This window comes from Microbacterium sp. Root166, from assembly GCF_001427145.1.
In the GTDB taxonomy this organism is placed as follows: domain Bacteria; phylum Actinomycetota; class Actinomycetes; order Actinomycetales; family Microbacteriaceae; genus Microbacterium.
This window is the reverse complement of sequence record NZ_LMGL01000001.1, coordinates 915,434-935,109: the sequence shown is the minus strand read 5'-3', so window position 1 is coordinate 935,109 and position 19,676 is coordinate 915,434. Positions and strand designations below refer to the sequence as shown.

Sequence of the window (19,676 nt, the reverse complement as noted above, 5' to 3'; positions counted from 1 at the left end):
CTTGCGCCGGGCGCATCGGCGGGTCGGCGCCGCACTCAGCAGGCGGCGCGGTAGCGGTCGACAACGATCTCGACGAGCGCGGTCGGCGGGGCGTCGTCGTCGAGCAGCGGACGGGCGACCGGCGAGCCGTCCGCCAGCTTGGTCGCCAGGTCGTGGAAGTACCCCGGCGCGAGCAGGTAGTCGGCGACGACGACGCGTTCGGCGCCCTGGCGCGCCGCCTCGACCGCGGCTCCGACGCGCGGGTCCGCGGCAGCGAGGAATCCGATCGACACCTCGCGATCGAGGCGCTCGCCGAGCATCGCGCCGATCTCGCGGCAGTCGTCGTTGGCGCGTTCGTCGCTCGACCCGGCGACGGCCAGCACCACGGCGTCGGACGGCGCGGGCTCGAGCGGGGCGAGGCGCGCGAGCAGAGCATCGACCAGCCGCCGGTCGGGCCCGAGCGCCGCGGCGATGGAGACGTTGCCGCGGCCGGCCGACTGCTCCTTCAGGTCGATGCGCACGTGGTATCCCGCCGACAGCAGGAGCGGCACGATCACGACGGGCTGGTCGGGCGGAAGAGCGTCGAGGGATGCCGCGACATCCGGCTGCTGCACGTCGACGTGGCCGAGCCGCACCGTCACGTCGGGCAGGTGTTCGGCGACCGCGGCGACGAGCGCGGCGACGGCCGCCTGGCCCGCGGGCGATGCGGTGCCGTGGGAGATCGCGAGGAGTGCCGGGGTTGCCATGGGGCCAATTCTTGCGCCTGGTTGTGGCGGGCGTGTTACGCCGTGCGAGACGAACGGACGCAACGCCGCCACGCGGAGGGCGTGGCGGCGTGTTGCGACCGTTCATCGGGTGACGGGGCGGTCAGGCGGCGCCGGACTCCTGCCCCCGGGCGAACCCGGCGTCGAAGCCGCGCTCGTACGCCTGCTCGGAGCCGTGGCCGTGATGGCCGTGCTCGTGGTCGCCGTGGTGCGGGAAGCCGTGCCGGCCGTGACCGTGCCGGCCGTGGTGGTGGCCGCGGCATCCGGGGTCACCGTGGCCGTGTCCGCCCCAGCTGTCTTCGTGCGACGTGCCGTGGTGCGGGTCGGTCCCGGGGCGACCCGGCCTGCCGGGCTCGAAGCCGTGGTGCAGGTTCGGGCCGAACCCGAACCGGATTTCCGGGCGGAAGGGACGCGGGCCGCCGAAGCGCCCGCCCCAGCCGCGACCACGGCCCCGGCCTCCGGGAAAGGGGTCGCCCTCGTCCCAGCCGAGCTCGCGGGCGATGGCCTCGAGCGAGGCCATGGTCGTCGCGTAGTCCTCGGGGGACACGGCGCCGGCCACGCGTGAGCGGATGCCGTTCACGATGTCGCCGAGCCGCTGATGCGCATCGCGCCCGGCGTCGGTGAGGGCCCAGGTGCCGTCGCCCTGCTCCTCGGCCCAGCCGAGGTCTTCGAGGCGACGCAGGCGCTTGCCCTTGCGGGCCAGGCGCTCCGCCCATCCGGGAGCATCGACGTCGCCGGCCACCAGATTGAGCAGCATCCACTCGCGGCGGGTGATGTTCTCGGCGGCGAACGCGGCGTCGAACTGGCGGGTGAGGAGGGCGTCGACGGCGCGCAGCCAGTAGCCGAGCGGTCGTCGGTCGGTCGGCAGGTCGCCGGCCGGGACGTGGTTCGCGGGGATGTCGGGGAGTTCGTTTTCGTCAGTCATGTCGGGGTCCGTTTCCGGCGGCGTCGGGCGCCGCCCGTGATGTATGTCTTTGTGCATGTATATGCAGTGTGACATGCATTCCTGATTCATGTCAAGTCGCATGTAAATTGGTCCCATGCCGCAGAGCCCCGCCGACCCCGCCGACGCGATCGCCGCGGCGCTCGCCCGACTGCGCGGCCGGCGGATGCCGCGCCCACCGTGGGATGCCGACGGCTCAGGGCGCCCGATGGGCCCCGGTCTGCACGGAGCGCCGCACGGCGGCCACGGCCACGGCGGCCCACCCTGGGGGCGCGGCGGCCCGCACGCGCACGGCCACGCCGGTCCGCCCTGGGTCGGCGCCGCGCGCATCGGCGGACCGGCACGCATGCGCCTGCTCGAGGCGCTGGCCGCGGCATCCCATCCCCTGTCGGTGGGTGAGATCGCGGACGCCGTCGGCGTCGATCAGCCGCGCGCCTCCCGACTGGTGCAGCAGGCCGTCCAGTTCGACCTGGTGCGCCGCGAGGCCGACCCGGAGGACGCCCGGCGCACCCGGGTCGCGCTGACCGATGCCGGATCCGCGCTCGTCCGGGGATTCCGCGGGGAGCGCCGCGATGCGATCGACACCGCGCTCGCCGGATTCACCGACCAGGAGCGGGACGACCTGGCGCGACTGCTCACCAAGCTGGCCGACTCATGGCCGCGCTCCTGACTCAGTCGCGGACGCGCGGGGGCGCCTTGACGAACACGAGCAGGACGAACCCGACGGCGAGCACGAGGGCGATCGCCAGGATCCCGTAGAGGGTCTGGTGCGCGGCCGCGGCGATGAAGATGCCCCACAGCAGCGGCGCGAGCCAGCTCGCGGCCCGGCCGGTCGTGGCGTAGAGGCCGAAGATCTCGCCCTCGTGGCCGGCGGGCGTGACCCGGGCGAGGAACGACCTCGACGCCGCCTGCGCCGGTCCGACCAGCGCGGCGAGCACGATGCCGACCACCCAGAACAGCGACTTGCCGGCTCCTGCTCCGACGAAGACGGCGAGGCAGCACGCGATGATCCCGCCGATCGCGAAGAGGATGACGGGCTTCGGTCCGAAGCGGTCGTCCAGCCGGCCGGCGAAGATCGTCGAGATGCCGGCCACGAGGTTCAGCGCGATGCCGAAGATCACGAGGTCGGTGAAGCCGAAGCCGAAGACGCGGGCGGCGATGACCGAGCCGAAGGTGAACACGGCGGCCAGGCCGTCCCGGTAGACGGCCGAGGCGAGCAGGAACCAGAAGGTCGACCGGTGCTCCCGCCACAGCCGGGCGATCGAGCGGAAGAGCTCCACGTAGCCCTTGAAGAAGTTCACGCGCTTGGAGTCGCGGCTGGGCGGCGGCTCGGGGACGTTGAGGAAGATCGGGATGGCGAAGAGCAGCGTCCACACCGTCGCGCCGGCCGCGATGAGCTGGAAGGTCAGCGGCTCGGTGCCGTCCAGCACACCGCCCAGGATGAGGCCGACGACGATCGCAAGGGCGATGATGCCGCCCAGGTAGCCGAATCCCCAGCCGAGGCCGGACACCCGCCCGACCGTCCGCGGTGTCGACACCGAGACGAGCAGCGCGTTGTAGTTGGCGCCGGCGATCTCGCCGACGATGCTGCCGAACGCGATCATCGCGACGCCGAACCAGAAGAACGACGGGATGCCGGCGACGAACACCATGCCCAGCTGGCACGCGATGAGCAGCCCGGTGAAGATTCCGAGCATCGCCTTCTTGCGTCCGGTGGCATCGGCGCGCTGGCCGAGCACGGGCGCGAGCAGCGCGATCAGGATGCCGGCGGCCATGATGCCCCAGCCGAGATTGGCGTCGAGCTCGCCGAGCGCCCGGCAGTACTCGGTCGCCGTGTTCGTCGCCGTGTCGCAGTCGATGCTCTCGCCCTCGACCATCCCCGACTGCGCGACGGCCGGATCGAGGAAGAACGGCGACACCAGGAAGCTCGGCACCCACACGAACGTGAGCAGCACGGTGTTGAACGGCTGGGTGGCCCAATCCCACAGCGCCCACGAGATCACCCGCTTGCGGGGAACAGGGCGGTCGTCGGGCTGCGCCGCGAGGGCCGCGGTGGAGAATCGCGGATCGGAACCGCCGGGACTGACGGCGGGAGGTTCGGGCGCACTCATGTCGGTCACGCTAGGACCCTTCGGTGAACGGCGGATGGCGCCGAGCGGCGCGTCGCCTCGTCGCGACGCCTGGCTAGGCTACCCGGCGCCGGCTCCGCTGAGCCCAGACGCGGGACCGAATGTCGTCCCCGCCTCTAGATGCCCGCCCGCGGCCTGTGCTTTGCTTCGTTCATGACAGCCGAGCCCTCGCCCGCGGCAGCGTTCAACGGCCGCCTCGCGATCCTCCTCGCGATGGCGATGTTCGTGCTCGTGGTGGACACGTCGATCATGAACGTGTCGATCTCCGCGGTGGTCACGGAACTGGGCACGACTGCGAGCGGAGTCCAGGGCGCCATCGCGCTCGAAGCACTCGTGTCGGCGGCCTTCATCCTCATCGGCGGCAAGATGGGCGACCTCATCGGCCGGAAGCTGGCGTACACCCTCGGTCTGCTCGGCTACGCGGTCGGCGCGGTGGCGATGACCTTCGCGCAGAGCCTCACCGCCGTCATCATCTTCTGGGCCGTGATCGGCGGCATCGGCGCGGCTCTGCTCCTGCCTTCGATGCAGTCGCTCATCCACGGCAACTTCGCCGGGGATCACCAGAAGCGGGTCTACGCGCTCGTCGGGGCGTCTGCGGCCATCGCGGCGGCCGTGGGCCCGCTGCTCGGCGGGTTCATCACGACGTTCTGGTCGTACCGGGTCGCCTTCGCCCTGGAAGCGGTCGTCATCCTCGTGGTGCTCCTCGGTCTCGGTCTCGTGAAGGACGTGAAATACACCGGGGACCGATCCATCGATCTCGTGGGCGCGGGGCTCTCGGTCATCGGCATGGGCGGGGTGGTGCTCGGCATCCTCGTGTGGCAGGAGGGAGGCGGCTACGTCGCCCTGATCATCGGCCTCGGCGCGGTTGCGCTCGGCGGACTCGCGTGGTGGCTCAACTCCCGCAAGAAGCGGGGAAAGCCCGTCCTGCTCGACCCCGCGCTCTTCCGCTCCAAGCCGTTCCGCACCGGCGTGAGCGGCCAGCTCCTGCAGCAGATCGCGCTCGGCGGAACCATGATCGTGCTTCCCCTCTACCTCCAGATGGTCCTGGAGTACAACGCGCTGTGGGCAGGTATCTCGATCGCACCGCTGTCGCTGAGCATGTTCGCCGTGGCGATGATCGCGGGGAAGCGGGCCAAGGGGCGGCCGGCGAATCTGATCCTCTGGGGCTTCGTCCTCACCGTCGCCGGGCTGGTCATCCTCGAGCCGATCGTCCCCATCGCCGATTCGGGCTGGTACCTCGTTGTGCCGCTCATCATCAGCGGATCCGGCCTCGGCCTGCTCGTCTCGCAGCTCAACAACTACACGCTCTCGCCGGTGTCGGATGAGCGCGTGAGCGAGGCGGCCGGGGTGAACTCGGCGGCGGGGTCCTTCGGGCTGTCGTTCGGGCTCGCGTTCGCCGGGGCGATCCTGCTGGCGACGCTGGCGTCGAGCTTCACCGCGCTCGCGGAGGCGAGCCCCGTGCTGACGGCGGACCAGCAGCAGGTCTCGACCGTGCTCGAAGAGGATGCCGAGCTGATGTCGAACACCGGTCTCGAGGAGATGCTCGCCGACGAGTCGCCCGAGGTGTCGGCGGAGGTCGTGCGCATCAACACCGAGGCCCGCCCGTTCGCGCTGCAGGTCGCGCTGCTCATCCCGATCTTCGCGGGCGTGCTCGGCATCCTGAATGCGCTGCGCATGCGGCGGCTGCCGGATCCGAAGGCCTCCGCAGCCGCCGAGGGATCGATCCTCGGCTGATCGGCGCTACGCGCGTGCGGCCCACTCCCGCTCGAGGATCGCGTAGTGGCCGGTGTCGGTCCACTCGCCCTTGAGCCACATGTGCTCGATGTGGTGCGCCTCGTGTCGCATCCCGAGACGGGTGCAGATCGCGACGGATGCCGCGTTCCGCGGGTCCAGCTCGGCGTACACGCGGTGCAGCCCGAGCTCGCCGAACGCGAGGTCGAGCAGGACCCCCGCCGCTTCCGTCGCATAGCCCTTGCCCTGGCCGTGGGGCGCCAGGATCCAGCCGATCTCGGCCGTCCGGTCCTCGATCGAGGCGAGGGTGAAGTACATCGTGCCGACGAACACGCCCTGCTCGTCGCGGATCGCCGGCTGGAGGTAGTCGCCCTTCTCTGCGAGGCGGAGGGCCGCGGCATCCCGTGTCAGCACTTCACGCACCTTCTCGGGGCTGCGTGCCTCGTACAGGAGGTATCGGCAGACCTCCGGGTCGGACTGCATCGTGAGCAGCGCGTCGTAGTCGTCGTCGCGCAGCGCGTCGAGCGTCACGCGTTCGCCGTGGAGCGGGTGGAAATCCCAGGGCAGAGTCACCGGTCCATCCTGGCCGCACCGACCGAGGATGCGAAGTTGAGTCGCCTCGTATCAACTTCATTTGACACCTCGCAGGGGCCCGAGTAACGTTGAGTCATCGCGGCTCACCTTCTGTGATCCGCCCAGGCTTCCCATCACCCACGGGCCGAGGCATCCGCTTCGCCCATACGAAGGAGAGATACACATGGCACGTGCTGTCGGAATCGACCTCGGTACGACCAACTCGGTCGTCAGCGTCCTCGAGGGCGGCGAGCCCAAGGTCATCGCCAACGCCGAAGGCTTCCGCACGACCCCCTCGGTCGTCGCCTTCACCAAGGACGGCGAGGTGCTCGTCGGCGAGACGGCCAAGCGCCAGGCCGTCACCAACGTCGACCGCACCGTCGCCTCGGTCAAGCGCCACATGGGCACCGACTGGACCTTCGAGGTCGACGGCAAGAAGTGGACGCCGCAGGAGATCTCCGCGCGCATCCTCCAGAAGCTCAAGCGCGACGCCGAGTCCTACCTCGGCGACACCGTGACGGATGCCGTCATCACGGTCCCCGCGTACTTCAACGACGCCGAGCGTCAGGCCACCAAGGAGGCCGGCGAGATCGCGGGCCTCAACGTCCTGCGCATCATCAATGAGCCCACCGCCGCGGCACTCGCGTACGGCCTCGACAAGGGCAAGGAGGACGAGCTCATCCTCGTCTTCGACCTCGGTGGCGGTACGTTCGACGTCTCGCTGCTCGAAGTGGGCAAGGACGACGACTTCTCGACGATCCAGGTGCGCTCGACCGCCGGCGACAACCGCCTCGGTGGCGACGACTGGGACCAGCGCCTCGTCGACTACTTCATCAAGCAGTTCAAGGACACCACCGGCGTGGACGTCTCGGGCGACAAGATCGCGCTGCAGCGTCTGAAGGAGGCCGCGGAGCAGGCGAAGAAGGAGCTCTCCTCCTCGACCTCCACCTCGGTCAACCTGCCCTACCTTTCTCTGACGGACTCGGGCCCGGTGTCGCTGAGCGAGACCATCACGCGCGCCAAGTTCGAGGACCTCACCAAGGACCTGCTCGACCGCACCAAGAAGCCGTTCGAGGACGTCATCCGCGAGGCCGGCATCAAGGTCGCCGACATCGACCACGTCGTGCTGGTCGGCGGTTCGACCCGCATGCCCGCCGTCGCCGAGCTCGTCAAGCAGGAGGCCGGCAAGGAGGCGAACAAGGGCGTCAACCCCGATGAGGTCGTCGCCGTGGGCGCTGCCCTGCAGGCCGGCGTCCTCAAGGGCGAGCGCAAGGACGTCCTGCTGATCGACGTCACCCCCCTGAGCCTCGGCATCGAGACCAAGGGCGGCATCATGACGAAGCTCATCGAGCGCAACACCGCCATCCCGACCAAGCGCAGCGAGACCTTCACGACCGCCGACGACAACCAGCCGTCGGTCGCGATCCAGGTCTTCCAGGGCGAGCGCGAGTTCACCCGCGACAACAAGCCGCTGGGCACGTTCGAGCTGACCGGCATCGCGCCGGCCCCGCGCGGCATCCCGCAGATCGAGGTCACCTTCGACCTCGACGCGAACGGCATCGTGCACGTGTCCGCGAAGGACAAGGGCACCGGCAAGGAGCAGTCGATGACCATCACGGGCGGCTCGTCGCTGCCCAAGGAGGACATCGAGCGCATGGTCCGCGAGGCCGAGGAGAACGCGGCCGAAGACAAGAAGCGCCGCGAGTCCGCCGAGATCCGCAACCAGGCCGAGACCCTCTCGTACTCGATCGAGAAGCTCATCAAGGAGAACGACGACAAGCTGCCCGAGGACGTCAAGACCGACGTCCAGGCCGATGTCGACGCGCTCAAGACGGCGCTCGCCGGTGACGACGACGACGCGGTCAAGACCGCGTTCGACAAGCTGAACCAGAGCCAGGGCAAGCTCGGCGAGGCCATCTACGCCTCGAGCCAGGCCGCGCAGGCGACTCCGGATGCCGAGACCGACGCTCCGGCCGGCGACCAGGGCTCGTCGGCATCCGATGAGGATGTCGTCGACGCCGAGGTCATCGACGACGAGGACGAGAAGAAGTAATCATGACGGACAAGGACTTCGAGAACGAGGTCCCCGCCGGCGAGGACCCGGAAGCCCAGGCTTCCGGGTCCGACCCGCAGGTGGACCCCGAAGCGACGAATGAGGCCGAGGGCGAGGAGCTCACGGTCGACGACATCCTGGGCTCGCCTCAGAACGCGGATGCCGCGGCCGAGGACGCCGTCATCGCCGACCTCGAGTCGGCGCTGCTGAACGACCTCAAGCGGCTGCAGGCCGAGTACGCCAACTACCGTCGGCGCACCGAGGAGCAGCGCGAGATCGAGATCGAGCGCGCCAAGGGCTCGGTGGCCAAGGGCCTCCTGCCCGTGCTCGACGACCTCGATCGCGCCGAGAAGCACGGCGACCTCGTCGAGGGCACGCCCTTCGTCGCCATCGCCGAGAAGCTGCGCGGCGTCGCCGAGCGCATGGGACTGACCACCTACGGGGCGGCGGGCGAACTGTTCGACCCGCAGCAGCACGAGGCCATCTTCCAGGCGCCGACCCCCGGGGTCGATGCACCCACCGTCCTGGAGGTCGTCGAGATCGGCTACCGCCTCGGGTCCGTCGAGCTCCGCCCGGCGAAGGTCGTCGTCGCGGTGCCCGTCGAGTAAGCCCGAGGAGGAGCATCCATGGCCAGTCAGGACTGGTTCGACAAGGACTTCTACAAGATCCTCGGCGTCGCCAAGGACGTCAACGACGCTGACCTGAAGAAGACCTACCGCAAGCTCGCGCGCACCTACCACCCCGACTCCAAGCCCGGAGACGCGGCGGCCGAGGCGAAGTTCAAGGAGATCAGCGAGGCCTACTCGGTGCTCTCCGACGCCGAGCAGCGCAAGGAGTACGACCAGATCCGGGCGATGGGCTCGGGAGCGCGCTTCACCGCGGCCGGCCAGGGCGGCAACGGCGGCTTCGAGGACGTGTTCAGCATGTTCAATCAGGGCCGCGGCGGGCGTGGCCAGGCCGAGGACTTCGACGACATCTTCGCGATGTTCAACCAGCAGCAGGGCGGCGGGTTCGGCTCGGGCCGGTTCGGCCAGTCGACCGGCGGCTACCGGGGCCGCGGCGGACCGTCGCGCGGTGCGGACGTGACGGCGCGCACCACGATCGACTTCATCACCGCCGCCAAGGGCGAGACCATCACGCTTCAGGGCGAGGACGGGAAGCCGTTCAAGGTCAAGATCCCCGCGGGCGTCTCGGACGGCCAGAAGATCCGTCTCCGCGGCCGCGGCAGGCCGTCGCCGGACGGCGGCGAGCCTGGCGACGTCGTGGTGCAGGTGGCCGTGCGGCCGCACCCGGTGTTCGTCCGCGACGGGCTCAATCTGCGCGTCACGGTGCCGGTGACCTTCACCGAGGCGGCGCTGGGCGCGACGATCGAGGTCCCCACGCTCGGCGGGGATCCCGTCAAGCTGCGCGTCGCGCCGGGCACCCCGTCGGGGCGCGTGCTGCGCGTAAAGGGCCGCGGAGTCCAGACACAGAAGGGCACGGGAGATCTCCTGGCCGAGGTGCAGGTCGCAGTGCCCTCGCACCTCGACGACGCCGCGCGCGAGGCGCTCGAGCGGTACCACGACCTCGAGCCCAAGGAGAACCCGCGGGCCGACCTGATGTCCAAGGCGCGCGGCTAGACGGCTCCCGCGCGTTCGTCTGTGCGAAATGGACCTTCCGCGGATGTCTTGAGGTCGATATCGCACAGATGAACCGGAGAATAGGAGGAGGAGGAGGTGACGGCAATGGGTGAGCAGCGTGAGGTGGACGACGACGCCCCGATCTTCGCGATCGCCGTCGCCGCCGAGCTGTCGGGCATGCACCCGCAGACTCTGCGCCAATACGACCGTCTCGGCCTCGTGGTGCCCGACCGCACCCCCGGAGGCTCGCGCCGGTACTCCATCCACCACGTCGCGCAGCTGCGCGAGGTCGCACGCATGTCGGCCGAGGGGATCGGCCTGCCCGCGATCGCCCGCATCCTCGAGCTCGAGGACCGCGTCCGCGAGCTGCACGTCCGCGTGCGCGACCTCGAGGATCGCGTGCGCACCGAGCTCGAGCGGCGCCCGGGCGCCCGCGTGTTCGCCGCCGGAGCGACGGGCGCCGTCGTGACCCTGCGCCACGGCACCCGTGTGCGCCGGGCCACCGAGCTCGTGGTCTGGCGGCCGCGTCACCAGCTCGATCGCGGCGACGACGGGACGGATGCCGAGCCCTCCGACGGCGGATCCGTCTGAACCAATCCGTCACTCTCGATGGATTCGTCGTATTCTGTCAACCGTCGACAGGAGACGGAATGGCTCGATCGGTGGAACGCGCGGTCTCGCTGGGACAGCAGGTCGCGGACATCCTGCGCCAGCGCATCGTGCGCGGCGAACTGCGCGCGGGTGACCGCATGACCGAGGAGGCGCTGGCCGAGGAGTTCGAGGTCAGCCGCGGCCCGGTCCGCGACGCCGTGACGCAGCTCGCCTTCGAGAAGCTCGTGCGCATCCAGAAGCCGCGGGGGATCTACGTCGTCGGCCTCACCGAGGACGATGTCGAACAGCTCTACAGCCTCCGCGCGGCGCTGGAGCAGCTGGCCCTCGAGCGGGCCATGCGCGTGAGCGACGACACCCGCTGGCGGGCCATGCGCGACGCTGTGACCCGCATGACGCTGGCAGCGGACGCCGGTGATCACGCGGCGTTCCTCGCCGCGGACCTCGACTTCCACTCGCAGATCTACGAGCTGGCCGATCACCCCCGTCTCGAAGGCGCATGGCGCCAGTACCTGCCGACTTTCGAGGCGCTGCTGGATGTCACCATCAACCACGATGAAGACCTTCACGACTCGGCTGCCGACCACGATCGGCTGTACGCCGTGATGCGTACCTCCGACCTCGCAGTCGCCGCGGGCGTCCTCGCGGCGCATCTGCAGGGCGCCCACGATCGGATGACCGAGGAGCTGGCATCTCGTCTGGTGGAGGTCGCCGAAGAATCGTGACAAAGCGTTGACTGTTAACAGTCAACGCTGTACCGTGGCGTCATCGACAACAAGGTCGACCTGCACCAGAGGAGCGATGATGCCCCGCACGCGCATCACCCGAGTCGCCGCCGCCGCGCTCGCACTCACCGTCACCGCCATGACGATCTCCGCCTGCACCCGCGTGAGCGATGACCCCGAACCCACCGAGGACGGCGCTGTCGCCGAGACGACGTTCCCCGAGAAGGACATCCGGCTGATCATCCAGGCGAACCCGGGCGGTGGATCCGACCTGTCCTCGCGCGCTCTCGCCACCGAGCTCGAGAAGATCCTCGACGTCAGCGTGATCCCCGAGAACATGCCCGGCGCGGCCGGCGCCCTCGCGATGGAGTACGTCGCGGGGCAGCCCGCCGACGGGTACGTGATCGGCTTCGGCCCGGTCGAGATCGCCATGCTCAATACGACCCAGGGCGCGAACGTCCTACCGGAGAACTACGACCTCCTGGGCCAGATCATGCTCGCTCCCGGAGTCGTCACCGTCGGGGCGAACAGCGACGTCCAGACGCTCGAGGACCTCGTCGACAAGGCGACGGCCGGCGGCGTGACCGTCGCGAACTCCGGTGCCGGCTCCATCTGGGAGGCGGCGACGATCGGTCTCGCGACCGAGACCGACGGCACCTTCACGCCCGTTCCGTACGACGGCGGCGCCACCGCGGTGGCTGCTGCCGCCTCCGGTGAGACGGATGCCGCGGTGTCCGGTCTCGGCGAGGCCCTGGCCCAGGGTGACGCCGTCCGCATCCTCGCGGTGCTGAACGACGAGCGTCACCCGGACGCCGAGGACGTGCCGACGGCCGAGGAGGCCATCGGCAGCGAGGTCCTCTTCGGTGGCTGGGGCGGCATCTACGCGCCCGCCGGCCTGCCGGACGACGTCCGCGAGAAGCTCGAGTCGGCGATCGCCGAAGCCGTAGAGAGCGACAGCTACCAGCAGTTCCAGGACGACGCCGGCAACCTCGTCGTCTACCGCGACTCCGCCGAGTTCACCGACTTCGTGAACGAGCAGTTCGCCCTGTTCCAGGACCTCCTGGGCTGACCCGTCCGCGGGGGCGAGGACGCATCCTCGCCCCCGCACCGGAGGAACCATGTCTACTCCCGACACCGTCGTCGACACCGCCGACAGCGACACCGCGCGCCCGTCGCGGGCGATCGAGATCGCCTTCGCTGCCACCGCCCTGGTGCTCACCGCGACGTACCTCGCGCTGGGCACGCAGATCGAGCTGCGGCAGGCCGCTGCGCCCGGGCAGATCGATGCCCGCTTCTGGCCCCTCATGCTGGGAACCGCCGGCGTCGCCGTGTCGATCGCCCTGCTCGTGATCGCCCTCACGCGCCCGGCGCCCTCGCGCGAAGAACTCGAGCGCATCCAGCCCGGTGGGGTGATGCGGGTGGCGATCACCTGCGCGCTCACCATCGTGTACGTCGCACTGTGGACGATCTCGGCCATCGTCGCATTCGGCTACCGCATCGAGATCTTCCCGATCATCACGGCGCTGTACATGTTCGCGCTGCTGCTGGTCTACGGCCAGCGCCGCTGGCTCGGCCTCGTGATCTACCCGCTGGCGGTCACGGCCTTCATCTACGTCCTGTTCGGAATGCTGCTGAGGATCCCGCTGTGAACGCAATCGTCGATGGCATCGGGGCTCTCCTCGACATCTCCATCCTGCTGTACATGCTGATCGGCCTGCTCCTGGGCTTCCTCGTCGGCGCCTTCCCGGGGATCACGGCCACGATGGCCGTCGCCCTGGCCGCAGGCTTCACCATGACGCTCGAGCCCGTCCAGGGCCTGGCGGTCCTCCTCACCATCTACGTCGCCGCCAACTTCGGCGACCGCGTGCCCGCGATCCTCGTCAACACGCCGGGCACTCCGGCCTCGATCGCCACCACCCTCGACGGTTACCCGATGGCGAAGCAGGGCCGCGCCGGTCTCGCGCTGACGATCTCGGCGATCGTCTCGGCCATCGGCATCCTGGCCTCGCTGGTGCTGTTCGCGGTCGCGGCGGTTCCCGTCGCGACCTTCGCCCGCGACTACTTCAAGTCTCCCGAGCTGTTCGCGCTCGTCGTCTTCGGCATCGCGATCATGATCGGCATCTCGTCCAAGTCGATGCTCAAGGGCATCCTCGCCGGCCTGTTCGGCCTCATGCTCGGCACCGTCGGGCTGTACTCGGCGACCGGCGACCGCCGCTTCACCTTCGGCGTCCTCGAGCTCGTCGAGGGCTTCAACTTCATCGCGGTCATCATCGGCCTCTTCGGCATCGCCGAGCTGTTCGACCAGCTGCTGACCTACCACCAGTCGAAGGTCCGGCCCATCTCGAGCCTCGGCCGCTGGTGGCCGAACAGATCGGAACTGCTGCAGACCCGCCGTGCTCTCGCGGTCTCCGGCGGCGTCGGTCTCGGCGTCGGCCTCGTGCCCGCAGCGGGCGGCGACATCGCCGGCCTCATCGGCTGGGAGCGCGCGCGCAAGGTGTCCAAGACGCCCGAGCAGTTCGGCAAGGGATCGATCGAGGGCATCACGGCGTCCGACACCGCATCGTCGGCGACGCTCGGCGGGTCGCTCACCACGACGATGGCGCTCGGCATCCCGGGCGACTCGGTCATGGCGGTGATGATCGGCTCGATGATCATCTGGGGCATCACCCCCGGTCCGAGCCTGTTCGCCGATCGCCCCGACCTGGTCGTCTCGATCACGGCCATCATGCTGATCGCGACCCTGCTGTCGCTCGGCCTCAGCCTGGTGCGCATGCGCGGCATGGTGAAGCTGCTCGATGTGCCGCAGCCGTACCTGTGGAGCGGCATCCTGATCTTCTGCATCATCGGCACGTTCGCGACGTCGAACAGCCTGTCGACCGTGCTCACGATGCTCGGGTTCGGCGTCATCGGCCTGGTGCTGAAGCGGATGTCGGTGCCCGCCGGTCCGGTCGTGCTCGGCCTGCTGCTCGGGCCGCTCGCAGAGGAGAACCTGGCGCGCACCCTCGCGATCCTCCCGACGAAGCCCTTCTTCGAGGTCGTGAGCCCGATCGCGATCATCCTGCTCGCGCTCGCCGTCCTGTCCATCGTCGTTCCCGCGGTGCGCAACGCCCGCCGCCCACTCGACAAGCGCGCCTCTCTCGCCGAGTCGATCCTCGACGACGAACTCGTCGCGGACATCGAGCAGAAGCACCAGGCGATCGACGCCCTGCCCGATCCCCGAACGGGCGTGGTCCGCACGCTCGACGACATCGACCTGCCCGCCCCCGGCCCAACGGAGAAGAAGAAGTGACCCGCCGAGACATCGTGACCGCCATCCCGACCAGCTTCCACGCGGACGGGACCCTGGATGAGCCCGGCAGCCGCGCGATCTTCCGCTACGTGGCCCAGTCGGGCAACGAAGGCGCCTTCATCCTCGGCACGACGGGCGAGTTCCCGGCGATCGACGATGCGGAGTTCGAGGCGCTGGTTCGAGCGGCGATCGAGGAGCTCTCGGATGCGATGCGCGTGATCGTGCATGTCGGGCAGCCCAGCGCGTTCGAGGCCGTCCGCCGCGTGGGCATCGCTCGACGGCTCGGTGCGACGGAGTTCGCGGCTCTGACGCCCTATTACCTGGCCGCGACCGACGATGCCGTCTACGACTATTTCGCCGCGGTGTCGGAGGCGATCGGCGACGGCACGCTCTTCATCTACGTGTATCCGAAGCGCAGCGGCATCGAGGTCAGCCCGGAGCTGCTCGTCCGCCTGGCGCAGCTGCCGAACGTCATCGGCGCGAAGGTCAGCGAGCTGTCGCTGGACGAGCTCGCGGCGTATCGCGCGGTGGTGCCGGCCGAGTTCGTGATCTACACCGGGGCTGACCGCGAGCTCGTGGCTGCCGGCGAAGTCGGCGCCCAGGGGGTGGTGTCGGGCGTCTCGTCGGTGCTGCCGGCGCCGTTCCGCGCTCTCGCGCGTGCGGCGGACAGCGGGGACTCGGCGGAGATCGAGCGCGCTCAGGCAGCTGTCGACGACGTCGTCTCGGTGATCGGCGGCGACATGGCGCGTATGAAGGCGGCGTACCGCAGCATGGGCGTCGCGGACGGTGTCTGCCGGATGGCTCTGGTGGAGCCCGATGTCGACGCGCTCGCCGAGATCGACCGCGTCCTCGCGGCCTATCGCGCCTGATCCGCGTCGATGGACAGTGCCATGGGAAGCATCGCCGTGCTGGGAAGCGCGAACATGGACCTCGTCGTCAGGCAGCCGCGGCGCGTCGAGCCGGGCGAGACCATCTTCGGCTCGTCGTTCCGGACGGGACCGGGGGGCAAAGGGCTGAACCAGGCCATCGCCGCGGCCCGCGCCGGAGCCTCCGTGGCCTTCATCGGCGCCGTGGGAGCCGACGACTTCGGCGTTCGCCTGCGCACCTGGCTGCAGGACGAAGGCGTGGACGTCGCGGGAGTGCGCATCGTCAACGATCCGACCGGCATCGCGCAGATCACCGTGACGGACGACGGCGAGAACGCGATCGTGGTCGTGCCGGGGGCCAACGGCCGGAACATGCTCGAGGACGCCGACCGTGACCTCATCGCCGCGGCATCCCACCTCGTCGTCCAGCTCGAGCGTCCCGAGGCGCTCGTGCGCGAAGCGCTCGAGTTCGCGCGGTCCCGTGGCGTCATGACGGTCGTGACGCCGGCACCGGCCCGCGCCGGTCTGGACGAGATCATCGCGCTGGCCGACCTTCTCATCCCGAACGAGGGCGAGGCCGTGCTGCTGTCCGGTGACGCCGACCCCGAGCGTGCGGCGATCGCGCTCAGCGCTCATGCCGGCACCGTCGTGCTGACGCGAGGAGTCCGCGGCGCGCTCGTCGCCACGGGCGGCGCGATCGTCGGTCGTGTCTCGGCACGGCGAGCGGACGCGGTCGACACCACCGCTGCAGGCGACACGTTCACCGGCGTTCTGGCCGCACGACTGGCCGCCGGGGCCGACCTCGACTCCGCCCTGCACGCGGCAGCGGTCGCCGCGTCGATCTCCGTCGGCCGGCACGGAGCGGCCGAGTCGATGCCCACCGGGGCCGAGATCGACGCCGAGCTCACGCGCACTGACGATCCCGGCCCTGTCCCCACGATCACCCCGACCGCAGAACCCGCCCTTCAGGAGACCTCATGAGCACCTACTCGCTGCCCACCACCCGCGAGCGGACGACGGTACCGCCCAAGACCGCCTACCTCATCGCGAGCGGCGATCTGCGTGAGTCCGCCAACAGCGCGGGCTGGCCGACGCAGGCGCAGATGGAGGCCGACGTCACGGCCGCCCTCGGCGAGCTCGGCTGGACCGTCGTGCGCGCCAACGGCATCGACCCCGACACGGGGCACGGGTTCATCTCGAGCCAGCGGATGGGGCTCGAGGTCTTCAAGACCATCCCCGCCGACGCGCCGCTGATCGTCGCCGAGGCCGTGTGGCAGTACTCGCACCATGTCCTCGCGGGCCTGCGCACCCACGGCGGTCCCATCCTCACCGTCGCCAACTTCGCGGGCGACTGGCCGGGACTCGTCGGACTCCTCGGCCTCAACGCCGGCATGACGAAGATGGGCCGGGAGTACTCCACCATCTGGTCCGTCGACTTCACCGACGACTGGTTCAAGGCCGGCCTCAAGGAGTGGACCGAGACCGGGCGCATCACCCACGACGAGTCGCACGTGAGGCCCCTGCCGCAGCTGCCCGGCACGCCCGAGGTCGAGCTCGGCCGGGCGCTCGGGGATCAGCTCCTCGCCGACAAGGCGATCATCGGCGTCTTCGATGAGGGCTGCATGGGCATGTACAACGCGATCTTCGACGACGAGCTGCTCAACGCGACCGGGATCTACAAGGAGCGTCTTTCTCAGTCGGCGCTGTACGCCGAGATGCTGACCGTGACGGATGCCGAGGCCGACGCCGCCCGCGACTGGCTCATCGATCGCGGCATGACGTTCCGCTTCGGCTCCGACGAGAAGACCGAGCTGACCGAAGCGCAGGTGCGCTGGCAGCTGAAGATGTACGTGGCCGCCCTGCGCATCGCCGACGACTTCGGGCTGGACGCGGTCGGCATCCAGTACCAGCAGGGTCTGAAGGATCTGGTGCCGGCATCCGATCTCGCCGAAGGCGTCCTGAACTCCACCGAGCGCCCGCCCGTGCTCTCGAGGGACGGGTCGCGCGAGCTCTTCGCCGGTCGCGCGCTCCCGCACTTCAACGAAGCCGATGAGGGGGTCGCCGTGGACGCGCTCATCACCGACCGCGTCTGGACGGCGATGGGCCTGGTGCCGGACAACACCCTGCACGACGTGCGCTGGGGCGAGGACTACGACGGCGAGTTCGTCTGGGTCTACGAGATCTCGGGCTCGGTCCCGGCCTCGCACCTCGGCGGCTGGGACAAGGCCGAGGGCTGGCGTCAGGGACCGGTGTTCTTCCCGGCCGGAGGCGCGACGATCAACGGCGTCTCGAAGCCGGGCGAGGTCGTCATCTCGCGCGTCTTCATCGCCGACGGCATCCTGCAGGCCGACATCTTCCGGGGCACCGTCGTCGAGCTCCCGGCAGAGGAGACGCAGCGCCGCAAGGACGCCACCAACCCGGAGTGGCCGATCGCGCACGTCGTGCTCCACGACGTGTCGCGCGACCAGTTCATGGCGCGGCACAAGGCCAACCACGCGCAGCTCGTCTACGCGCCCGACGCCGAGACGGCCGACAAGGGTCTCGTCGCGAAGGCCGCGATGTTCGACCGAATCGGCATCCGCGTCAACATCGTCGGACGCGTCGAGGGTCTCTGAGCCCACGCGGCCACGGCGACGCCTGAACGGACGCAACACGCCGTCGAACGTCCGGCGGTAGCGGCGTGTTGCGACCGTTCACCACGGCGCGGGGACGCAGAAGCGCCCGAGGGCGAGACGGGGAGGACTCGCCGCTCGGGCGCTCGTCTGCGGAGCGGTCTCAGCTGCTGCGTACGCGCAGGTGCGTGAGACCGCCGTCGACCTCGAGCACCGTGCCGGTCGTCGAGGTCGAGGCGGGGTGCGCCAGGTAGAGGATCGCGCCGGCGACCTCTTCGGGCGTGACCATGCGTCCCGTGGCCTGGCGGGCGTCGAGTGCGGCGCGCTCCTTGACCGGGTCGTCGAACTTCTTGAGGAAGTTGTCGACGAACGGGGTCGCCACCGTGCCGGGGCTGACGGCGTTGACCCGCACGCCCTCCTTCACGTGGTCGGTGGCCATTGCGTAGGTCAGCGAGAGCACGGCGCCCTTGGTGGCCGAGTACAGCGCGCGCTGCGGCAGGCCGTTGAGCGCGGCGACCGAGCACAGGTTGACGATGGCGGCGTGGCCGGACTTGCGCAGGTGCGGCAGGGCCGCGCTGCTCGTGCGTGCGATGCCGGTGACGTTGATGTCGAGCACCCGCGCCCAGTCCTCGTCGCTCTGCTCCTCGACGGTGCCGATCGCGCTGACGCCCGCGTTGTTGATGAGGATGTCGAGTCCGCCGAAGCGCGCGACGACCGCCTCGACGGCCGCGGTGACCGACGCGCGGTCGCTCACATCGGCGACGACGCCGAACAGCGGCTCGGGGGCGCCGCTCGGATTGATGTCGAGCACGGCGACCGACGCGCCCTGCTCGGCGAACGCCAGGGCGGTCGCGAGACCGATGCCGGAGGCGCCACCGGTGACCGCGACCGTGAGGCCGTCGAACGCGCCGCTCATGCCTGCACCATCTTCTGGCTGCTGCGACCGAGGCCGTCGATCTCGAGCTCGACGACATCGCCGTCGCGGAGGTACGGGTTGCCCTCGATGCCGAGGGCGACGCCGGCCGGGGTGCCGGTGTTGATGAGGTCGCCGGGCCGCAGGACCATGAACTGCGACAGGTACCAGATGACGTGGCGGACGTCGAAGATCATGTTCGCGGTGCTGCCGTCCTGACGCAGCTCGCCGTTGACCCAGAGCCGCAGGCCGAGGGACTGCGGGTCGGCCACCTCGGATGCCGGCACCAGCACCGGCCCGAGCGGGTTGAACGTCTCGCAGCTCTTGCCCTTGTCCCACTGGCCGCCGCGCTCGAGCTGGAACTCGCGCTCCGACACATCATGCGAGAGCACGTAGCCGGCGATCACCGAGTCGGCTTCTTCGGGAGAGGAGAGGTACCGGGCGGTCTTGCCGATCACGACGCCGAGCTCGACCTCCCAGTCGGTCTTGACGGACTTGCGCGGGATGTAGACCTCGTCGAAGGGGCCCACGATCGTGCTCGGGTCCTTCATGAACACGACGGGCTCTTCCGGGATGGCGGCACCGGTCTCCTCCGCGTGGTCGCGGTAGTTGAGGCCGATGCACACGATCTTGCCGGGGGACGCGATCGGGGGCGCGACGCGCAGGGCCGCGGCATCCGGAACCTCCACCAGGTCGCCGCGGTTGAGGGCGGCGAGGGCCGAGGCCGCGCCGCCCGACGCGAGGAACGCGCCGTCGATGTCGGCGGTGAGCGGGCGCAGGTCGTAGGCGCGGCCGTCGTAGTGCAAGACGGGAATCTCGTTCCCGGCGTCGCCGAGGCGTCCGAGGGTCATGGGGTCTCCTTCGAGGATGG

19 protein-coding genes are annotated in these 19,676 nt (G+C 69.9%); 13 read left to right on the top strand and 6 right to left on the bottom strand.

All coding sequences use genetic code 11. The features are described 5' to 3' along the window. Positions 1-35: 35 nt before the first annotated feature. Both ASD56_RS04180 and ASD56_RS16135 read right to left on the bottom strand, forming a co-directional pair. On the bottom strand, positions 36-725 hold the full coding sequence (locus tag ASD56_RS04180; RefSeq protein WP_055961559.1) for a sirohydrochlorin chelatase: 690 nt from the start codon (positions 723-725) through the stop codon (positions 36-38). Between the two features lie 121 nt (positions 726-846). After that, positions 847-1,668: a MarR family winged helix-turn-helix transcriptional regulator gene (locus ASD56_RS16135; protein ID WP_055961556.1), complete on the bottom strand. Its 822-nt coding sequence runs from the start codon at positions 1,666-1,668 to the stop codon at positions 847-849. Positions 1,669-1,783: 115 nt separating this feature from the next. On the opposite strand from ASD56_RS16135, the gene ASD56_RS16450 reads away from it, so the two are divergent. Then, positions 1,784-2,356: a MarR family winged helix-turn-helix transcriptional regulator gene (locus ASD56_RS16450; RefSeq protein WP_235565511.1), complete on the top strand. Its 573-nt coding sequence runs from the start codon at positions 1,784-1,786 to the stop codon at positions 2,354-2,356. 1 nt (position 2,357) lies between these two features. Here the strand turns inward: ASD56_RS16450 and ASD56_RS04165 are convergent, their stop codons facing one another. Continuing rightward, positions 2,358-3,797 carry an MFS transporter gene (locus tag ASD56_RS04165; RefSeq protein ID WP_055963619.1) on the bottom strand — a complete coding sequence of 480 codons (1,440 nt, stop codon included), beginning with the start codon at positions 3,795-3,797 and terminating at the stop codon, positions 2,358-2,360. A gap of 171 nt (positions 3,798-3,968) precedes the next feature. Between ASD56_RS04165 and ASD56_RS04160 the strand changes: the two genes are divergently transcribed. Further along, entirely contained in the window at positions 3,969-5,549 is a 1,581-nt protein-coding gene (locus tag ASD56_RS04160) for an MFS transporter (RefSeq protein ID WP_055963616.1), read from the top strand. A 6-nt stretch (positions 5,550-5,555) separates the two neighbouring features. On the opposite strand, the gene ASD56_RS04155 is transcribed toward ASD56_RS04160, so the two are convergent. Beyond that, positions 5,556-6,119: a GNAT family N-acetyltransferase gene (locus ASD56_RS04155; RefSeq protein ID WP_235565510.1), complete on the bottom strand. Its 564-nt coding sequence runs from the start codon at positions 6,117-6,119 to the stop codon at positions 5,556-5,558. A 184-nt stretch (positions 6,120-6,303) separates the two neighbouring features. Between ASD56_RS04155 and dnaK the strand changes: the two genes are divergently transcribed. The 11 genes from dnaK (at position 6,304) to ASD56_RS04100 (ending at position 17,895) form a co-directional block, all read left to right on the top strand. Then, positions 6,304-8,172: a molecular chaperone DnaK gene (gene dnaK, locus ASD56_RS04150; RefSeq protein ID WP_055961552.1), complete on the top strand. Its 1,869-nt coding sequence runs from the start codon at positions 6,304-6,306 to the stop codon at positions 8,170-8,172. A 2-nt stretch (positions 8,173-8,174) separates the two neighbouring features. Beyond that, positions 8,175-8,780 carry a nucleotide exchange factor GrpE gene (locus tag ASD56_RS04145; protein WP_055961550.1) on the top strand — a complete coding sequence of 202 codons (606 nt, stop codon included), beginning with the start codon at positions 8,175-8,177 and terminating at the stop codon, positions 8,778-8,780. Positions 8,781-8,798: 18 nt separating this feature from the next. Beyond that, positions 8,799-9,791 carry a DnaJ C-terminal domain-containing protein gene (locus tag ASD56_RS04140; RefSeq protein WP_055961548.1) on the top strand — a complete coding sequence of 331 codons (993 nt, stop codon included), beginning with the start codon at positions 8,799-8,801 and terminating at the stop codon, positions 9,789-9,791. Between the two features lie 105 nt (positions 9,792-9,896). Beyond that, positions 9,897-10,382, top strand: a complete 486-nt coding sequence (locus ASD56_RS04135; RefSeq protein ID WP_055961545.1) for a heat shock protein transcriptional repressor HspR — start codon at positions 9,897-9,899, stop codon at positions 10,380-10,382. A 59-nt stretch (positions 10,383-10,441) separates the two neighbouring features. Next, a complete protein-coding gene (locus ASD56_RS04130; RefSeq protein ID WP_055961543.1) occupies positions 10,442-11,125 on the top strand; it encodes a GntR family transcriptional regulator in 684 nt (227 codons plus the stop codon). Between the two features lie 79 nt (positions 11,126-11,204). Continuing rightward, entirely contained in the window at positions 11,205-12,194 is a 990-nt protein-coding gene (locus ASD56_RS04125; RefSeq protein WP_055963611.1) for a tripartite tricarboxylate transporter substrate binding protein, read from the top strand. Positions 12,195-12,243: 49 nt separating this feature from the next. Then, a complete protein-coding gene (locus ASD56_RS04120) occupies positions 12,244-12,774 on the top strand; it encodes a tripartite tricarboxylate transporter TctB family protein (protein WP_055961540.1) in 531 nt (176 codons plus the stop codon). Continuing rightward, positions 12,771-14,414: a tripartite tricarboxylate transporter permease gene (locus tag ASD56_RS04115; RefSeq protein ID WP_055961537.1), complete on the top strand. Its 1,644-nt coding sequence runs from the start codon at positions 12,771-12,773 to the stop codon at positions 14,412-14,414. Before ASD56_RS04120 ends, ASD56_RS04115 begins: the two co-directional genes overlap by 4 nt. After that, positions 14,411-15,283, top strand: a complete 873-nt coding sequence (locus ASD56_RS04110) for a dihydrodipicolinate synthase family protein (RefSeq protein ID WP_055961534.1) — start codon at positions 14,411-14,413, stop codon at positions 15,281-15,283. The genes ASD56_RS04115 and ASD56_RS04110 overlap by 4 nt, the downstream gene beginning before the upstream one ends. 21 nt (positions 15,284-15,304) lie before the next feature. Then, on the top strand, positions 15,305-16,261 hold the full coding sequence (locus ASD56_RS04105) for a ribokinase (RefSeq protein ID WP_082541237.1): 957 nt from the start codon (positions 15,305-15,307) through the stop codon (positions 16,259-16,261). Beyond that, complete coding sequence (locus ASD56_RS04100; protein ID WP_055961531.1) at positions 16,258-17,895, top strand: fucose isomerase; 1,638 nt, start codon at positions 16,258-16,260, stop codon at positions 17,893-17,895. The genes ASD56_RS04105 and ASD56_RS04100 overlap by 4 nt, the downstream gene beginning before the upstream one ends. A gap of 160 nt (positions 17,896-18,055) precedes the next feature. Here the strand turns inward: ASD56_RS04100 and ASD56_RS04095 are convergent, their stop codons facing one another. Then, positions 18,056-18,808 carry an SDR family NAD(P)-dependent oxidoreductase gene (locus ASD56_RS04095; RefSeq protein WP_055961529.1) on the bottom strand — a complete coding sequence of 251 codons (753 nt, stop codon included), beginning with the start codon at positions 18,806-18,808 and terminating at the stop codon, positions 18,056-18,058. Next, positions 18,805-19,656: a fumarylacetoacetate hydrolase family protein gene (locus tag ASD56_RS04090; protein WP_055961527.1), complete on the bottom strand. Its 852-nt coding sequence runs from the start codon at positions 19,654-19,656 to the stop codon at positions 18,805-18,807. The genes ASD56_RS04095 and ASD56_RS04090 overlap by 4 nt, the downstream gene beginning before the upstream one ends. Between the last annotated feature and the right edge of the window lie 20 nt (positions 19,657-19,676).